The organism is Flavobacterium sp. 22659 (assembly GCF_052044235.1).
GTDB lineage: Bacteria > Bacteroidota > Bacteroidia > Flavobacteriales > Flavobacteriaceae > Flavobacterium > Flavobacterium johnsoniae.
Genome location: NZ_JBQEMU010000008.1, coordinates 14,712 through 32,075 on the forward strand (window position 1 = coordinate 14,712; position 17,364 = coordinate 32,075).

Consider the following 17,364-nt stretch of genomic DNA (forward strand, 5'->3'; position numbering starts at 1 on the left):
TTCGTTACGACGGAAGCGTTTTTTGTTTGTTTATGACATTCTGTAAAATTTTTATCCCGGAGCTTTTTTAAGCTTCGGAGAAGCAAAACATTTATAGCAAAGAATAAATGTTTGTAATATAAAGCTCCAGAGGAGCGGCACATATTTAGATTATAAAAAACATGCCGCTCCTCCGGAGCTTTTTTGGTTGTCTTATTTAAAATCTATACATATTTTACCCCGCTGGGGTTTTGGGGATACAATATTTATTGGTTATTACGTCGAATCGAAAGAGTTATTCTTTTCATGCAATCTTTTTCTTATTCATAATACAACTGCGATTCACTGATTTCCTGTTTTTCTTTTCCTTCCTGCTGTATAAAACAAGTTAAAGTAGTACCTCCAACCTGATCAAAATAGCTGATGTTGATTTTATGAAATCCTTTTTCGAGTTTAACAACTCCGTAAGCTTCATTAAGCCAATGTATGCCGTCGTTGTTTACAACTAATTCATTGTCTATAAAAAGCTTCGATCCGTCATCAGAAAGCGTTGAAATTGTATAATTTGCTGTTTCTGGGATAAAGATATAGCCGTCAAATTTTAAGCCGATATAACGCTCTGATTTCGTTTTCCATTTTTCAGCACTTATTTTGCCTCCAAAAATGCCCGAATTAACTGGTTTTACCAATTCTAAATCCTGAACCTGCTGAAAAGTTCCGGTATAATAATCGAATTTCAAACCTCTTTTTGTTGGTTTTACTGCTAAGGCCGGTTTCAAATCCGGATTTCGAACTAATATTTTACTGATCGAACTTTTTTTGCCGCTCGGACTGATTTGGACTGTTTTTATAATTCGGAATTCTCCTTTTGGAATATGTATCGTTACAGGTTTTGTATAAAGTTCTGCCGTTTCATCGGGATTGTAACCATCAATTGTGTAGAAAATCTGCCCGTTTTTAATTGTGGGTTTTAAGTCTAAAATATAGTTTGATGCAATTAAAGCGGTTTCTTCAGACCCAAAAGGAATTGGGACTTTATAAATTCTTTTTTGTGCTTCCAGTTTCTCTAAATGATGCGGAATTTGATTTAGAATAAAACGGTTGTAATTTTTGTTTTTGGGTTCAGTCCACGCAATTTCTGCTAAAGCAAAAACTCTCGGATAAATCATATAATTTAATTTCGCAGGAGTTGTCAAATATTCAGACCACAGATTAGACTGTACGCCCATAATGTATTTTTGCTCCTCAACCGTTAAGCTGTCTACAGGAGTTGGATTGTAATTGTATATTTTTTCAACCGTTGTTAATCTCCCAATTGTTAAAGGTTCCTGAGGAGAATAACCTTGGTTATAATCCAGATACAGCACTTGTTCCGGATTCATAATTACAAAATGCTTTTGTTTCGCAGCGCTGATGCCGCCAGATTCGCCTCGCCATGACATCACAGCTGCATTTGGCGCAAGTCCGCCTTCCAGCATTTCGTCCCAGCCCAGGATTTGCCTTCCATTTGCGTTTAGGAATTTTTCAATTCGTGTTGTTAAATAGCTTTGCAGTTCATGTTCGTCTTTTAAACCTAAAGCTGCGATTCTCTTTTGACAGTTCGGACATTCTTTCCATCTTGCTTTTGGGCATTCGTCTCCGCCAATATGAATGTATTTACTCGGAAATAAAGCCATAACTTCAGTTAAAACATCTTCTAAAAAAGTAAAAGTTTCTTCTTTTCCGGCACAAAAAATATCTTCAAAAACGCCCCATGATTCTACAACTTTATAATTTCGATCCGGAAAACATGATAGATTTGGATAAGCCGTTACAGCCGCAGTGGCATGACCCGGCATTTCGATTTCGGGAATAATATTTACATAATGGTCTTCGGCAAATTTTACAACGTCTTTAATTTCTTCCTGAGTATAAAATCCGCCGTACGGATTTCCATCAAAAAAATAAGGGAATCGTTCAAATTTATTGCCTACTAAAGTCTGTGCTCTTTTAGATCCGACTTCGGTAAGTTTTGGATATTTTTTTATTTCAATTCTCCAGCCCTGATCATCGGTTAAATGCCAATGGAAATTATTTAATTTATAATATGACATTTGTGCGATAAAATCTTTTATAACATTGACCGGGAAAAAATGACGGCACACATCGAGGTGAAGCCCGCGGTAGTCGTATCTGGGCTCGTCTTCGATAGTTACAAAGGGTAATTTTATTTCTTGATTTTTGGGCTGGTTCGGTAAAAGCTGCAATAAACTCTGAACCGCATAAAATAATCCCTCTTCATTTCCGGTAACGGTTATTTTTTTAGAAGAAATATTTATTTTATAGCCTTCTTTTTTTGAAGTCGGCGATGGTTTTTCGGCAATAAATAAAACTTCAATATTGCTTTTTTTATTTGGTGTATTAGCATTTACAGCCGACTCAAAAATTTGTGCAGTTTTTAATTCTTTTGCGCTGTATTTATTTTTGTCGAATGTAATTTTGATTTTTCCGTTTATGCGAATACTGTCTCCGTTTGTTTTATAAAAATTGGGAGCGGGAATTATCAAAGTGTTATCAGAAGTACTTTGCGCATTTCCGAAAGAGAAACAGAAAATCAAAAGAAGAAATATACTTTTTTGCATGGTTACTTTTTTGTTTTGTTAAACAAATTTAAGGTTTGTTAGTTAGTTTGCATTTTTTTTGCAAAAGGTATTTGTGTGTAAATGTCTTTAAAATAGTGTAATTAACTTTTTAATTACTTTGTGTTATAATTTGTTTCGCAAGAATATTGCATTTATTGTTTACATTTGTTCAAAAAAAAGAATTCGCATGAATAATGATAATGAAGTGGTTAATTACACTAAAGAAGAACGTAAAAATCTTATTTTAAAAGAGATTAACTTGCATACTCGTGTAAGTTTTGAAACCCTTTCGGCTAAATTATTTGTTTCTGAAGATACTGTAAGACGTGATATAAATGAACTTGAGTCAGAATCTTTATTGATTAAAGTAAAAGGCGGCGCGATGACAAAAGCGTATCACCATTCTTCATCAAATCAGACTTATGCGGGCGAATCTAAACAAATTATTGCACAAAAAACATTAGGTCTTCTTCGTGACGGAATGGTTTTACTAATTGGCGGCGGAACGACAATTAGAGAGTTTATCCGTTTAATTCCTAATGATTTAAATCTGACTATTTTTACGGTTACCGTTTTGTCTGCGGTTGAACTTTTAGACAAACCCAACGTTAAAATTATCATGATTGGCGGCAGCATTTCTTCGTACAGCCAAATGTGTGTGAGCGGCGACGTTTACAATCAACTTGCTAATATTAAAGTCGATTTATTAATATTAGGAACCAATGCTTTAGATATCGAAGGCGGTTTCTCAGATTCTGACTGGGAAACGGTTCAGGTAAAAAAAGCAATGATTCAGGCTTCAGAAAAAACAGCGATTCTTACGATTTCTGAAAAACTGGATACGGTTCTAAAAATGAAAATTGCCAACTTATCTGAAGTAGATTACGTGGTTACGGAAGTTGATCCCGGCGACGAAAAATTACAAGCGTATAAGAAGGCAGTTCCAAGTTTAGTTTTTATTTAATCCCAATTCTTCATTAAAAAGTTGATCCAGTTTTGGTGAAAGATTTTATCTAAATCTTCATCTGAATAACCGTGGTTTTTAAAAATCAGAACCAATTTTTGTAAATCGGCAATGGTGTTTAAATCATACGGAGATTGTTCTGTACCAAAAGCACCATCTAAATCTGAACCTACGCCAATGTGATTCGCATTTCCAGCCAATTGACAAATGTGATCCATGTGTTTGAAAACGGTTTCAAGATTGCAATTCATTTCTAACGGCATCGAAACACCTCTTTCCCAATTTGGAACCAGCATCCACGCATCTAAAGCACCGCCAATAACGGCTCCTCTAGAAATTAAAGCTTTGATCATTTCATCGCTGTATTGGCGATTATGATCAACCAGACTCCTGCAATTGTTATGACTTGCCCAAACGGGGCCGTTATAATTATCTAAAGCCTGCCAAAAAGCATCATCGCATAAATGCGTTGCGTCCAGAATGATATTTAAACGTTCCATTTCTTTTAATAAATCAATTCCGTTTTGATTCATTTTTCCAGTTGCGTCCGTTCCGTTTGCATAACGCCCAGGGCCGTAATGCGCAGGGCCAATCGCACGTAATCCGTAATTGTAGGCTTTTTCTAAATACGAAATATCAATAATGGAATCAGCACCTTCTAAACTCAAAATATAGCCAATTGGTTTTTTATCGTTTGACGTTCCGTCGTTCCATAAATCAATTTGTTTCTGGAGCGATTTTTTATCTGTAATTTGGGTTATTTCTCCCGCTTCTTCCATGGCTTTGTACCACGCCAGCTGTCCTTGTGTTTGTGCCCAGGCCTGTTCAGGAGAATTCCAGCCCGGAATTAAACTGTCTGGTTTTACAAATCTTGCAATTTGCGTAGCTACCACAATTCCTATATTGCCTTTGCGTAAATCAGGAAATGAAACCGTTGCACGTTCACGGTCTGGTTTGTCGGTCATTCCTTTTTCTAAACTGCGCAGCGTGGGAACATCATTTCTTAAATCACGATTCCATTCCATTGCATTCATGCTCAGGTCTAAATGGGCGTCTATTATAAACATATATTTTTGACTTAAATTTTATATACTAATTTCTCTGCTTCGGGCCGCAACTTTCCATTGATCGCAAATTTGATGTCCTTTATTTACAACCTGAACAGCATCATAAAGTGCGCAGGTAGGGCAGACATGATAAGGAAGCGCATAAATGGTGTCACCAATTTTATACTCGTTTTTTCCTTGGTTTTCCAAAATCAAATGCTCTTCAGAATGTGCTGTCGGAATCAGATTTTCATCATTTAAAATCACCAATCGTTTATCAATTGGATTTTCTGAAGAAACAGCTTTGTAGCCAATGTCAATACAAAGCGTAGAATTTGTTGGTTTTGAAATGATGGTTCCAACGATTACCAAAGCAGGTTTAAAATTTTGTTCTGGCAAATTAGATTGGTAATTAAAATCCCAAAAAACAAAAGTTCCAGGACAGCATTCTACGTTTTCCTGAGCTGCATAAAAAGGAAATGTATTAGAACCTCCGGCAACAATTTTTAATTCGTAGCCCAGTTTTTCCCCAATCGCTTCTGCTTTTTCTTTTATTTCAGAAAATGAGTTTGAAGCTGTATGGGTTCGTTCTTCAACGGTTCCTTTTAAATGACCGTCGTAAATATGAATGCCTTCAAAATGAAGATTTTTTAACTTAACAATTTTATCAATTAAAGCCGTCCAATCTTGCGAAATGGAGAATCCGGTTCTGTTCATTCCGGTATTTAAATCCAGATAAACATTCAGTTTCAGGTTGTTTTCTTTAGCCGTTTCATTTAGGGCTTTCGCCGATTCCAGATTGTCGACAATAGCCGAAAAATAAGTATCCGGATATTTTTGAAGCAGCGAAATCCATCTTTCCTTTTTAATTCCAACAGGCTGGTAGGCGAGAAGAACATCTGGAATTTCGTGAATCGCAGCAAGTTCAGCTTCGGCAATTGTGGCACACTTTATCTTTTTGATATTATAGATTTTAAACAATTCCAGAATTTCGCCAATCTTATGTGTTTTAATATGAGGTCTTAGTTTTTGTGTGTCACCGCTTACTGAGCCAATAAGACGCTCCAGATTAAACCGGATACGATCTTCGTAAACAGCTAAAAACGGCGTATCAATTAAGATATCAGATTTAATTTTCCACCAATTTTCTTCCATAACTTAGTTTCTTGTTTTTTCTACTACTTTAATTAAATTTTGAAAAGCCTGCAGCGCTTCTTCATAATTTAAATTCAAAAGCATTTCTTTTGAAAATAAATTTGAACCAATTCCAACGCATACCACTCCAGATTTAAACCATGATTTTAAATTGCTTTCTTCAAGAGTTACGCCTCCTGTGGGCATTATTTTTAAATTTGGGAAAGGCGCTCTTATTGCTTTTACATATCCCGGTCCGCCAATTTTATCAGCCGGAAAAAGTTTTACAACTTCGGCACCCAGTTTGTTGGCATGAAGAATTTCATTTAAGGTTGCAGCGCCCGGAATCCAGTAAATATTGTTTTTAAAACAGTAATTGCCAATTTCCAGATCAGTGTGCGGACAGATAATACAATCTGCTCCCAATTGATGATAAGTTTCGGCATCGGCCACACTTAAAATCGATCCCACCGCTATTTTTACATCCAGATTGTTTTCTTTTTTAAAAGCTGTCATTTGAGCAAAAACTTCTTTTGCATCATCTGCACGAGCTGCAAACTCGATAATTTTTATGCCAGCATCAGCCGCTGATTGCAATACTATTTGGGCTGTTTGGATATTGATTTGGGTTACTAACGGAAGTACACCTTGCGTTTTTAAAATGCTGTACATATTCTTTTTTTATCTGTTAATTCTATTGCTTGAACCATTTTTAATAAAATGACGTATTTCGTCCAGAGTGCTTATGGCAAAATCTCCGTGTATACTTTGTTTGATTACACCGCAGACTGTGGCCCATTCGATACATTCCTGAGTGGATAATTTATTGGATAATCCGTATAGTAATCCGGCATTAAAAGCATCTCCGGAACCAATTTGGTCAGTTACAACGTGTATTTTATGTTCCGGCGTTTGGTAAAAATTACCTTCATGCATCAATAAACCTTTGTATAAATGTGCCGGTCCGTCTGATTTTCTAAAACTCATGGCAAGTGTTTTTAGAAAAGGCATTTTTGCTTTTAATAATTCGAAGGTTTTTTGGAAACGTGCTGCATCAGATTCATTTTTATCGGTTTTGATTCCGAAGTAAATTTCAATTGCGTCTAAATCTGCAACGGTTATGGTACTGTATTGTAATAAATCGGGCATAATTTCCGACGGATGTTTTCCGTACTGCCACAATTTTGATCTGTAATTAAAATCAGAAGAAATAGGTAAACCTTTTTTATGCGCTGTCAAAATTGCTTCTTTACAAGCTAAACCAGCTTCATTAGAAACTCCCGGACTTATTCCTGACCAATGAAAATGGGTAACATCTTCTAAAACTTCATTCCAGTCAATCTGATCTTTTTGAATCGTTGCAAAAGACGAATTGCTTCGGTCGTAAATAACCTGCGATTGTCTGATTTGATTTCCGGATTCGACAAAATATAAGCCCAGACGTTCCCCGCCATAAACACATTTTGAAGTATTGACTTTGTATTTCTGAAGTTCGTTTAAAGCCAGTTGTGCCAAGTCATTTTGGGGCAATCGGCTGATATAATCGGTTTGTATTCCGAGCTGCGAAAGTAAAACACAAACATTGGCTTCGGCACCGCCTACATGAACTTTTATTTCATCTGCCTGTGTAAATCGGTCTCCATTGGTAACATTCATCCGAAGTAATAATTCTCCAAATGCTGCTATTCTTGTTTGTGAGGTAATTTTATTCATTTTTGTCTTTTTTTTGCACAGATTTTTATTGATGAACGCGACGCTTAATTTTTAACACATAGAAACATAGTTTTTGAAAGTGTTGAAAAAGGCGTTTCACTTGCATTAATTCACATAATCACTATGTTTTAAAAGCTGGCTTTTTTTGTTATTCTTTATCAAGTAAAAAATCTATGTTTCTATGTGTTTAAATTTTTTGCCACTCCCGATAGCTATCGGGATTCACAGATTAAAATGTTTTTTTTGCCGCGAAAAAAATTAAGCAGCATCTAAAAAATAATCCTTTTTAATCTGTATAATCTGCGGTCTATATTTTTAACGTAACCACAGACTTAGAATCAAAGTATTTCCTTAACCAATACAGATTACTCTTTAATCGTTATCGTCTGTGGTCTAATTTTTTAGAATAATTCGAAAACAGCTTCAACTTCAACAGGAATATTGTCTGGGAGAGAACCCATTCCTACGGCGCTTCTTACTCCAATTCCGTTTTCTTGTCCCCAGACTTCGGCAAATAATTCACTGCAGCCGTTTATTACATACGGATGTCTTAAAAAATCGCCATTACAATTAACCATACCTAAAACTTTTATGACTCTTTTTACTTTATTCAGGCTTCCAAAATTGGTTACGATGGTAGAAAGCATGGTTAGTCCTACTTGTCTTGCGGCTAATTTTCCTTCTTCGATATCCATATCATCGCCAATTCGGCCAATGATTAAGGATTTGTCATCTCTAACCGGTCCGTGACCAGAAAGGTATAAATATTTACCATCAACTAAATAAGGTTTGTATATGCCCAGAGGCTGAGGCGCCGGGGGTAAAGACAAACCAAGAGTTTCAAATTTTTCTTGAGGTAATAAATTCATGATATTAATGTATTATAGAGTTTAAAATAAAAACGAAAATGATTCCTAAAACAGATACTAAGGATTCCATGACGGTCCAGGATTTAAAAGTGTCTTTTAGGCTGATATTAAAATATTCTTTGAACATCCAAAAGCTTGGGTCGTTTACGTGTGAGCACATTAAACTTCCGGCGCCAACGGATAAAACCAATAAGTTAGGATCGAGTCCTGTGGTTTGCAGTAAAGGAAGCAGAACGCTGGCGGTCATTAATCCGGCAGCTGTAGCAGAGCCCACACAAACGCGAATAATCGCTGCCATTATCCATGCCAATAAATAAGGATGAATGTTTATTTGTGTTAAGGCTCCAACTATAGTTTCGTTTACACCGCTTACAATCATAACTTCTTTTAAACCTCCAGCTCCGCCCACAATTAATACAATTAAAGCAACATCTTTTATAGCGGCTGCATAATCATCCATAACAGAGGTAATGCTTCGGTTCATTCTGAGTCCTAAAGTATAGGTGCAGATGAGTAAAGAAATCAGCATAATCATGCTTGGTTCTCCTACCGTTTTGCAAATATTTTCTACTGTTTCATTTTTTATGAAAATGGGTAATATTGAAGTCAGCGTTAATCCAAAAACGGGAAATAAAGCAGAGAATAAACTAAGTGAAAAACTCGGAAGTTTACCGTGGTTTACTACTTCTTCAACATTTAAAATTTCATGATCTGATTCGGTTTTGATGTTTTTAAGCAGATTTGAAAACAACAAACCGGCAATAAAAATCGTTGGGACTGCAATTATAATTCCGTAAACCAGGACAAGTCCAATATCAGCATTTAAAATACTGCTCAAAGCCATTGGTGACGGATGTGGGGGCAAAAAACCGTGTGCTACTGAAAGCGACGCCAGCATTGGAATTCCCAGATATACTTTTGAAAGTTTGAACTGATGGGCTACTGAGAAGATTAGTGGTACTAACAAAACAAATCCAACACTATAAAATAGAGGTATCCCAACAATAAATCCGGTAATCATTAAGCCGAGTCGAACGTATTTTCTGCCCGTCCATCCCATAACTGTTTTGGCAATGACATTGGCGGCGCCTGATGAAACGGTAAGTTTACCAATACAGGTTCCGAAAACAATAATCAGCGTAATAGATCCTAACATTTCGCCCAAACCTTTTTGAACAGTTTGCGACAAAGTATTTATTGGCAGGCCTAAAAACAGACCTGCTAATAAAGCTGTTATGATAAAGGCAATAAACGGATTGATTTTAAGCCAAGCTATTTGAATGATTAAAAACGCAATGCATGCCGTAAGAATTAAAATGCTCATTTATCTTTTATTATTAACCCGTTGAGAGTAATTCGTGAAAATTTTATTAAACACATAGTAACATAGATTTCTTTAATTGAAGCAGGAGTTTAAAAAAGCCAGCTTTTAACACATAGATGCTATGTATGTTAATGCAAGTGAAACGCCTTTCAACATTTTCAAAAACTATGTCTCTATGTGTTTAATTACGCCAACGGTTATTATTTTTATTTATCCCACCAGATTCTTGTTGTAAAAGCATCTTCACCCTGACGCTTAACTGCTTCTGCTAAGTTAGCTGAATTCACTGAATATTCGCTGGTTGGATATTTTAAACGCCTTGGTATTGTGCCATTTGTAACGTTTCCAGGGAAATTTACAGGAGTTAAAACTGGGTATCCGGTTCTCCTCCAATTGGCATAAATTTCTTGTTCATCTACAAATAATGCTATGTAAATCTGCGTATGAATCTGGTTCATTTTGGCATCAAAGCTTCCTGCCGCATTATACGGATTTGCGGTTAAATATACTGCTGCGTCTGGGATAGCATAAGCAGCACCATAAATTCCCATGTTTAAGAAAGAAGCTTTTACACCTTTTTCATATAAATCTTTATCTGTTTCATTGGTGTACCAGCCTCTTGCTGCAGCTTCGGCTAAATATAAATTGGTTTCGGCATTGCTGATAAGTACAAGCGGTGCATCATATTTAAAAACGGTACTTTGGTTAGGTTCAGAATACGTTCCTTGTTCTGCCGCACTTGGAGCTGTTTTGGTTCCGTTAGGGAAACCTTTTTGAACGGCAAGACTTGTGTTTTGTGAACTTCCCTGCCAAACTCCTGCATAAACGCTGATTCGAGGATCGGCAGTTGATTGCAGCAAATCGATAAATGTTTTAGCCAGTTTACCGCCTTCAACATTTTTTTGTCCAAAAGACCCCGCTGTAAAATCTTGTCTTCGGGCATCAAAACCAACCGGATTTCGATTAAAATCATTTGGTCCGTCAGTATATTTCATGATTGCATTATCTGTTCCGTTCAAAATTACGCCGCCGGCAATCGCTTTAGTAACCCATGATTGAGATAGGGCAGGATCGACTTTAGATAATCTTAAACCCAGACGAAGCATTAAAGAGTACGAGAATTTTTTCCACTTCGATACATCTCCGTCATAAATAAAATCAGATTTTCCGAAACTTGGTTTTGCAGGATCTAATCCTGCAGCAGCTTCATCTAATTCTTTTAATAAGTCTTTATAGATAAATTCCTGAGAATCATATTTTGGAAGAAAAACTTGTGTGCTGTTAGCTTTCGCTGCTTCAGAATACGGGATGTCTCCATATAAATCAGTTAGTTTATGATACAAATATGCTTTCCAGATTCTGGCAATATTAAGTCGGTTACTGTCGTTTGGACTGTTTTTTAAAGCATCGATTACGATTTGTGTTTCATTTATACCAGTTGGGTACGCCTGATTGAAATAAGCCGAGAAATATACTTCGTTGCTTAAATATTTATCTCCAACCCCAGAAGCTTCTTTATAAGTAGCATAATGCTGCAATAAGCCGCCGCATTCCAGAATATTGGTAAAGAAATAATTATTGTTTAATCCGTCAAGTTGTGCTTTACTGAAAACAAAATTCGGATTTGGTTTATCTACTGAATTTGGGTTCGTATTAATTTCCTCAAAATCTTTGGTACAGGATGCCATACTTCCTAAAAGTATTCCTGCGATATATAATATGGTTAACTTTTTCATGTCTTTTAATTTAAAAATTAGAGATAAAACGAGTTTAAAATTTGACATTTAAACTTAAACCGAAACTTCTGGTTTTTGGCACTCCAAATTGTTCTACACCCTGAGCATTTCCTGCGCTGAATACAGATTCTGGATCTACGTTTGGTGTTTTCTTATAAAGAATGAATAAGTTTCTGGCCACAAATGAAATTGAAGCTCCCTGAAGTTTTGACAATCCTTTTATTTTTTCAATCGGTAATTGATAACCCAGAATGATTTGTCTTAATTTGATGAAGCTGGCATCATAAACAAAAGTTGAAGATATGTTTCTTAAACCGTCATAATACGTTCTTAAGTTTTCTGGAGCGATAACCATATCAACCGGATTTCCGTTTGTATCTACACCTTTAATTGGCAAACCGCTTTCACGACCTTCAAGAGTTAGTTTCGTTAAACCCATACGAGTTCCGTATAAATCAGTTCCAGAGTATAAACTTCCTCCAAATTTACCGTCGATTAAAAAGCTGAATGAAATGTTTTTGTATTTAAACTCATTACTGATTCCTGCTCCCCAAGGATGAACTCCCTGTCCTAATTCTTCAAGAGGACCCTGAGCAATTGTTGCCGATCCGCCGCTTACATTGTAAACCGTGTTTCCATTAGCATCTTTACGTGGTCTGTATCCTTTGATGATACTGTACGGACGACCTACATCACTTGTAATTGTAACATATCCGTTTACAGAAGTTGCCATTGTAATAGAACTCAACTGATCTGTAAGTGCTTCGACTGTATTTTCATTATACGAACCATTTAAACTGGCATCCCAAGAGAAATTTTCTGTATTGATGATTTTGCCGCTAAGTAAAAACTCAACTCCTTTGTTTCTCATTTTTCCAAGATTTAATAATGCGGTATTAGCTCCCGAAGCATTAGAGATTGTAGTTTCTACAATGTCATTTGTTGTTGCACGATTGTACCAGGCAAAATCAAGATTTAAGCGATTGTTGAAAAATCCTAAATCGGTTCCAACTTCAAAAGTGGTTGAAGTCAACGGACTTAAAGTTGAATTAGGAACTCTCGAACTTGTTGGTCCTTGTAACTGTTGTCCGTTATGTCCGCCCTGAATCATTGAATACGACTGGTTCAATGCATACGGATCCGGAGTTGCACCTCCAACTTGTGCCCAAGAAGTTCTTAGTTTGGCAAATGAAACAAATTCAGGCATTTTTACAATATCCGATACGATAATACTTGTTCCAACAGATGGGTAAAATACCGTATTGTTGTCTTTAGAAAGTGTCGAGAACCAATCCTGACGACCTGTAAAGTTTAGGAAAACAACATTTTTATAATCTAAATCTACCGCACCGTAAACAGAATTTGTTTTTGTTTTTCCATACGGATATGTATAAGTAAGCGTAGATAAATTACTCAAAGCATAAAAATTATCCAATACAAAATTAGAACCTTCAAATCTGGTTTCATCTCGCAATGTGGTACGTGAGTTTACACCAGCCAATGCATTTAAAGAGAAATTACCGTAAATGTTTTTCTTAGTATAATTAAGAATAGCTTCTGTATTTAAATTTGATAATTTCGCTTTTTGACCTTGTGCATATCCAACCGGATTGTTAAGGGTCGTTTTTGGAATGTATCCAAAGAAATCATAATCAGTATAATCCTGTCCGATTCTTCCCTGTAAAAATAATTCAGGAGTAAAGTTTAACTTTACATTCAACATTCCGATGAAACGGTTTTTAGTGTCTTTGTTTTTAATTTTATTGATAACAAAATAAGGGTTTGTCGCTACAGCAACCGGATTCCATGCTTCTTCAACACCATTTTCATCATATCCGGGAGCAAGATTTCTAATGTCAACTGTATTAGCAATCATGTACGTTCCCCAGTTTGGATTTGCTTCAGCATCTGAAACAGTAACCCTGTTATTTGATTTTTCGTTGTTATACTGTGCAACAACATCAAACTTTAACCAGTCTGTCATATTTACATTTCCTGAAATATTTACACTTTTTCTGTTAAAATCTGAGTTAGGAACAACAGATTGGTTGTCTGTGTTTGAAAAAGATAAACGTCCCGCTGCTTTTTCATTTCCGCCAGATAAAGCAATAGAATTAATAAAAGTCGTTCCGGTTTCGTAGAAATTTTTAATATTATTTTTTTGTGGAGAATACGGTCTTGCTACGCCATCAAACTGCACAACATCGCTTCCGTCCATTTTGGCGCCCCACGACCAGCGCCCGGCTGCTATAGCTTCAGACTGATTAATTGGTTTTTTACCGTTTGATCCTGATCCGTATTCGTACTGCCAGTCTGGAAAAATAGACGGTGTTTCAAAAGTAAATGACGTATTGTAATCAACTCCAATTCCTTTTTGAGCAGCACCTCTTTTGGTCTGAATCAAAATAACTCCATTTGCTGCATTTGCACCGTATAATGCTGCAGCGGTTCCGCCTTTTAAAACAGTTATGGTTTTAATATCGTCCGGGTTTATTACAGAAGTTCCGTCTCCGCGGTCCACATTAATTCTTGTAGATCCGGGACCATTTCCAATTCCAGGTAAATTAAGTTGTGTGTTGTCAATTGGTAAATCGTTCACTACATACATCGGCTGGTTATTTCCGTTTAGTGAACCATTTCCTCTTATTACAACACGGCTTGATCCGTTTGGTCCTGTTGCTGTGCTGCTCACGTTAACACCTGCAATTTTTCCAACTAACGCATTGGCAATATTAGTTTCTTTAGCTTTTGTAAATTCAGTTCCTTTAAGTTCTGTTACTGCATACGCAACTGCTTTTGTGCTTTTTTTAACCCCCAGAGCAGTTACCAAAACCTGATCTAGTACATTTTCTGCAGGTTTTAAACTAATGACTAAATTGGTTTTCTGGTTAAGGTTAAATTCTAAAGTTCCGTAACCCATATACGAAATCACGATTTGTTTTTCATTTTCAGGAACATTGAGTCTAAATTTTCCTGTTTCATCTGTTATCGTCGCTATTTTAGTACTGCTTTTGGCATAAATTGTTGCGCCGGCAATAGGCATTCCATCATCCAGACCTATTACCTGGCCGGTTATCTCAATCTGATTGCTGTTTTGTTGAAAGACATGCATTTTAATTGCAGCTTCTTTTGCATTTGCTGAGAAGATCATCCCCCCAATTAATGCCAATGAAATAAGCTTTGTTTTCATAATAGTTTGGTTTTCATGTTTTTTTTGGTTTTTATTGGCGAATCAAATATATAGATTTATTTTTCACAGTTGCATTTTTTTTGCACAAAATGCATTTTTTTTGCAATAAATTTTATTCAAGTATTTTTATAATCCAAAAAAGCTAAGGTTTTAAAGGGTGTTTTGAGAAAATTTTGCAGAATATACTTTTTTGACAAAAAATAATTTTTAGCTGAAAATTCGTATTTTTGGAAAATGAAAATTGCACTTATTCAATCAGATCTTTATTGGGAAGACATTCCGGCAAACAGAAAAAACTTCGAATCGAAAATAAATCAAATCGATTCGCAGGTAAATTTGATCGTACTTCCCGAAATGTTTTCGACAGGTTTTACAATGAATCCTTCTGCTGTTGCCGAAACAATGCAGGGTGAAACTGTTTTGTGGATGAAAGAAATGGCGGAGAAAAAAAATAGTGCCCTGACAGGAAGTCTTGTAATTACTGAAAACGGGAACTATTATAACCGAATGTTTTTTGTGCTTCCATCTGGAGAAATCCAGCATTACGATAAACGCCATTTGTTTTCACTGGCGGGAGAAGATAAATTCTACACTGCAGGAACTGAAAAAGTAATTGTAAATTATCTTGACTGGAAAATTTGTCTGCAGGTTTGTTACGATTTAAGATTTCCTGTTTTTGTTCGAAATGTAGAAAATTACGATTTACTTTTATACGTTGCCAATTGGCCAAAAGTGCGTACTAATGCCTGGGATGCTCTGCTAAAAGCACGCGCAATCGAAAATTTGACTTATGTTGTTGGAGTAAACCGTGTTGGTTTAGATCATCATAATTATGAGCATACTGGTCATTCGCAGGTTGTTGACTTTTTAGGCAATTACATTCTTGAACCACAAGAAACCGAAGATGTTTTTGTGGTTGATTTAGATAAAAATGAAATGTTGGAAACAAGAAAAAAACTTGATTTTCTAAGCGACAAAGATGTTTTTGAAATTAAGATTTAGAAAGCTTTTCGTTTCTTTTCGTCGTCTTTTCTCTTTTTCAGATCTTCTTTTTTCTCTACGTCAGGGTTGTATGGAACACTTAAATCAATGGTTTCATTAACGTCCCAATTGGTTCGTACATCAATTTCACGTTGAAAATAAAAGACTTCTTCGGCATACCTTTTTTCAAGGAAATTACCAGTATCATACATTTTGTTTTTATTGTCATCGTAAATAACTCTTATCGTAAACTGCGACGGTAACATCAAATTGAATTCAATTTGAGTTTTGCCTTCAGAATATTCGCTTGCCAGAACTTCATCTCCTTTTTTGTTTGTTATTTCAACAATTATTGGGAAACGTTTTACGTTTTTCAAATTCAAAATTAAGTTTCCATAATCAGCATATTCTTTTGTGCTTAACTTGTATGATAAAGTGTCATTTGTTTTGTCATAAAAATCAGTCAGCGCTCCCGGGAAAAATGTAAAGCTATATTTTTCAAGAGGTTCTTTCTTGAAATCGACATATAACTTCTGTTCAAATTCGTTGTATTCTGTAGTAAAATCAACAGCCGTAGAGTCTTTATTGATTAATTTAATTTTTGATTTATCAAATTTAACCAATGGAGTTTCAGTGTCTAAAGTAAATCGGTCTCTAAAATTAATAACTCCGTTTTGAACCGCTTTAATATTTAAAGTGTCTTTTTTCTGGTCTTTAATCTTAAAAGTAAATTTTTTATTATAAGTATCATTTGAAACTTCTAATGATAATGAATCTGCTTTTAGTGGCTTGTACCATATTTGAAGCGAATCTTTTTTAGGAAACTGCGTTACAATTGTTTCTAACGTTTCACCATTGTTTTTAAGTACAATAGTGGGTTTGTTAAGTTTAAAATTTTGTTTTCCTTCGTACGGAAGAAGCAGTCTGTTGCCTGAAGCCTGAATAGGTTTTAATGTTTTTAAAGGAAGTGTTTCCTTAAATAAACTTAATTCAAACAAAGTGTCATTTGGAACCGTAATAAAGTGTTTGATAAAACCTATTTTATCATCTTTTGGGTTGTATTTGTTATTGCTTGATTTGTCTTTTAAAGCTACCAAAAGATATTTTCCTTCTTTTAAATTTTCGAATTTAAAAGTTCTCATACTATCTAAAGTATTAGTAATGTAACGCGGAAATTCTTTGTAAATAACAGAATCTTTGTATTTGTCATTGGCTTCATAAAGCATTACCGAAACAAAATTATCTACATTTTTCGCATAAGCATCTTTAATTTTTCCTCCTAGAGTAAGAGAATCGATGTAAGGCCCTGTTGAGAAAATATATTTAAACTGGTTTAATGCATTCCCTTCGTTATTATCGGCAATACTTTCACCAAAATTAAAACTGTAAGTTGTATTAGGCAGTAAAGTATCTTTTATTTTTATGTTTATAAATTTACTTACGCCGGTTGGTGTAATCAGCGGTTCATATTTCATTGGAGGAGAAATAATCAGCTGCTTGTTAAGATTTTTTAATTTGATATATTCATCAAATACCAAATTAATTTCATTTCCTTTAAAATCAGTAGTAAAGTTTTTTGGTGCACTCGAAACCAAAACCGGTGCCAGTGTATCTTTTAATCCGCCGGTAATGCTGCCTCTTTTGGCGCAGCTCATCATTAATAATACCAATAAAAATGAAATATATTTGAATTTGCTTTTAAACATAGCGGTTTTTGAATTTGATTGCACAAAATAACAATTATATTTGCTTTAATTGAAATTTTTTATCCATTTATTAGGATTTGCCGTCTCATATATTTTTACAT

At 35.4% G+C, this 17,364-nt stretch carries 12 protein-coding genes; 2 read left to right on the forward strand and 10 right to left on the reverse strand.

All coding sequences use genetic code 11. From position 1 onward, the window contains the following. Positions 1 to 299: 299 nt before the first annotated feature. Complete coding sequence (locus tag ACTJIW_RS10090; RefSeq protein ID WP_440716161.1) at positions 300 to 2,600, reverse strand: family 20 glycosylhydrolase; 2,301 nt, start codon at positions 2,598 to 2,600, stop codon at positions 300 to 302. Positions 2,601 to 2,787: 187 nt separating this feature from the next. On the opposite strand from ACTJIW_RS10090, the gene ACTJIW_RS10095 reads away from it, so the two are divergent. Continuing rightward, positions 2,788 to 3,564: a DeoR/GlpR family DNA-binding transcription regulator gene (locus tag ACTJIW_RS10095; RefSeq protein WP_433814064.1), complete on the forward strand. Its 777-nt coding sequence runs from the start codon at positions 2,788 to 2,790 to the stop codon at positions 3,562 to 3,564. On the opposite strand, the gene ACTJIW_RS10100 is transcribed toward ACTJIW_RS10095, so the two are convergent. The 8 genes from ACTJIW_RS10100 to ACTJIW_RS10135 all read right to left on the reverse strand — a co-directional run bounded on the left by ACTJIW_RS10100 (position 3,561) and on the right by ACTJIW_RS10135 (position 14,576). After that, complete coding sequence (locus tag ACTJIW_RS10100) at positions 3,561 to 4,631, reverse strand: dipeptidase (RefSeq protein ID WP_440716160.1); 1,071 nt, start codon at positions 4,629 to 4,631, stop codon at positions 3,561 to 3,563. The two genes, ACTJIW_RS10095 and ACTJIW_RS10100, sit on opposite strands and share 4 nt — an antisense overlap. A gap of 18 nt (positions 4,632 to 4,649) precedes the next feature. Then, positions 4,650 to 5,765, reverse strand: coding sequence for a D-TA family PLP-dependent enzyme (locus ACTJIW_RS10105; RefSeq protein WP_440716159.1), 1,116 nt, complete (start codon positions 5,763 to 5,765; stop codon positions 4,650 to 4,652). A 3-nt stretch (positions 5,766 to 5,768) separates the two neighbouring features. Then, complete coding sequence (locus ACTJIW_RS10110) at positions 5,769 to 6,416, reverse strand: bifunctional 4-hydroxy-2-oxoglutarate aldolase/2-dehydro-3-deoxy-phosphogluconate aldolase (RefSeq protein ID WP_440716158.1); 648 nt, start codon at positions 6,414 to 6,416, stop codon at positions 5,769 to 5,771. A gap of 9 nt (positions 6,417 to 6,425) precedes the next feature. Then, complete coding sequence (locus tag ACTJIW_RS10115; protein WP_440716157.1) at positions 6,426 to 7,457, reverse strand: PfkB family carbohydrate kinase; 1,032 nt, start codon at positions 7,455 to 7,457, stop codon at positions 6,426 to 6,428. A gap of 401 nt (positions 7,458 to 7,858) precedes the next feature. After that, the gene (locus ACTJIW_RS10120; RefSeq protein ID WP_053473321.1) at positions 7,859 to 8,326 is read right to left on the reverse strand and encodes a RidA family protein; all 468 of its coding nucleotides are present in this window, start codon (positions 8,324 to 8,326) and stop codon (positions 7,859 to 7,861) included. Positions 8,327 to 8,330: 4 nt separating this feature from the next. After that, complete coding sequence (locus tag ACTJIW_RS10125; RefSeq protein ID WP_073410395.1) at positions 8,331 to 9,650, reverse strand: GntP family permease; 1,320 nt, start codon at positions 9,648 to 9,650, stop codon at positions 8,331 to 8,333. A 206-nt stretch (positions 9,651 to 9,856) separates the two neighbouring features. After that, positions 9,857 to 11,386: a SusD/RagB family nutrient-binding outer membrane lipoprotein gene (locus tag ACTJIW_RS10130; protein WP_440716156.1), complete on the reverse strand. Its 1,530-nt coding sequence runs from the start codon at positions 11,384 to 11,386 to the stop codon at positions 9,857 to 9,859. 34 nt (positions 11,387 to 11,420) lie between these two features. Further along, positions 11,421 to 14,576, reverse strand: a complete 3,156-nt coding sequence (locus ACTJIW_RS10135; RefSeq protein ID WP_440716155.1) for a SusC/RagA family TonB-linked outer membrane protein — start codon at positions 14,574 to 14,576, stop codon at positions 11,421 to 11,423. Between the two features lie 234 nt (positions 14,577 to 14,810). Here ACTJIW_RS10135 and ACTJIW_RS10140 point away from each other — a divergent pair, with 234 nt between their 5' ends. Continuing rightward, positions 14,811 to 15,578, forward strand: a complete 768-nt coding sequence (locus ACTJIW_RS10140) for a nitrilase family protein (RefSeq protein WP_440716154.1) — start codon at positions 14,811 to 14,813, stop codon at positions 15,576 to 15,578. On the opposite strand, the gene ACTJIW_RS10145 is transcribed toward ACTJIW_RS10140, so the two are convergent. Further along, a complete protein-coding gene (locus ACTJIW_RS10145) occupies positions 15,575 to 17,263 on the reverse strand; it encodes an Ig-like domain-containing protein (RefSeq protein ID WP_149206058.1) in 1,689 nt (562 codons plus the stop codon). The genes ACTJIW_RS10140 and ACTJIW_RS10145 overlap by 4 nt on opposite strands. Positions 17,264 to 17,364 lie beyond the last annotated feature (101 nt).

Coding starts and splice junctions, on each gene's coding strand:
- ACTJIW_RS10090 (WP_440716161.1), bottom strand. CDS start 2,600: ATGCAAAAAAGTATATTTCTTCTTTTGATTTTCTGTTTCTCTTTCGGA.
- ACTJIW_RS10095 (WP_433814064.1), top strand. CDS start 2,788: ATGAATAATGATAATGAAGTGGTTAATTACACTAAAGAAGAACGTAAA.
- ACTJIW_RS10100 (WP_440716160.1), bottom strand. CDS start 4,631: ATGTTTATAATAGACGCCCATTTAGACCTGAGCATGAATGCAATGGAA.
- ACTJIW_RS10105 (WP_440716159.1), bottom strand. CDS start 5,765: ATGGAAGAAAATTGGTGGAAAATTAAATCTGATATCTTAATTGATACG.
- ACTJIW_RS10110 (WP_440716158.1), bottom strand. CDS start 6,416: ATGTACAGCATTTTAAAAACGCAAGGTGTACTTCCGTTAGTAACCCAA.
- ACTJIW_RS10115 (WP_440716157.1), bottom strand. CDS start 7,457: ATGAATAAAATTACCTCACAAACAAGAATAGCAGCATTTGGAGAATTA.
- ACTJIW_RS10120 (WP_053473321.1), bottom strand. CDS start 8,326: ATGAATTTATTACCTCAAGAAAAATTTGAAACTCTTGGTTTGTCTTTA.
- ACTJIW_RS10125 (WP_073410395.1), bottom strand. CDS start 9,650: ATGAGCATTTTAATTCTTACGGCATGCATTGCGTTTTTAATCATTCAA.
- ACTJIW_RS10130 (WP_440716156.1), bottom strand. CDS start 11,386: ATGAAAAAGTTAACCATATTATATATCGCAGGAATACTTTTAGGAAGT.
- ACTJIW_RS10135 (WP_440716155.1), bottom strand. CDS start 14,576: ATGAAAACAAAGCTTATTTCATTGGCATTAATTGGGGGGATGATCTTC.
- ACTJIW_RS10140 (WP_440716154.1), top strand. CDS start 14,811: ATGAAAATTGCACTTATTCAATCAGATCTTTATTGGGAAGACATTCCG.
- ACTJIW_RS10145 (WP_149206058.1), bottom strand. CDS start 17,263: ATGTTTAAAAGCAAATTCAAATATATTTCATTTTTATTGGTATTATTA.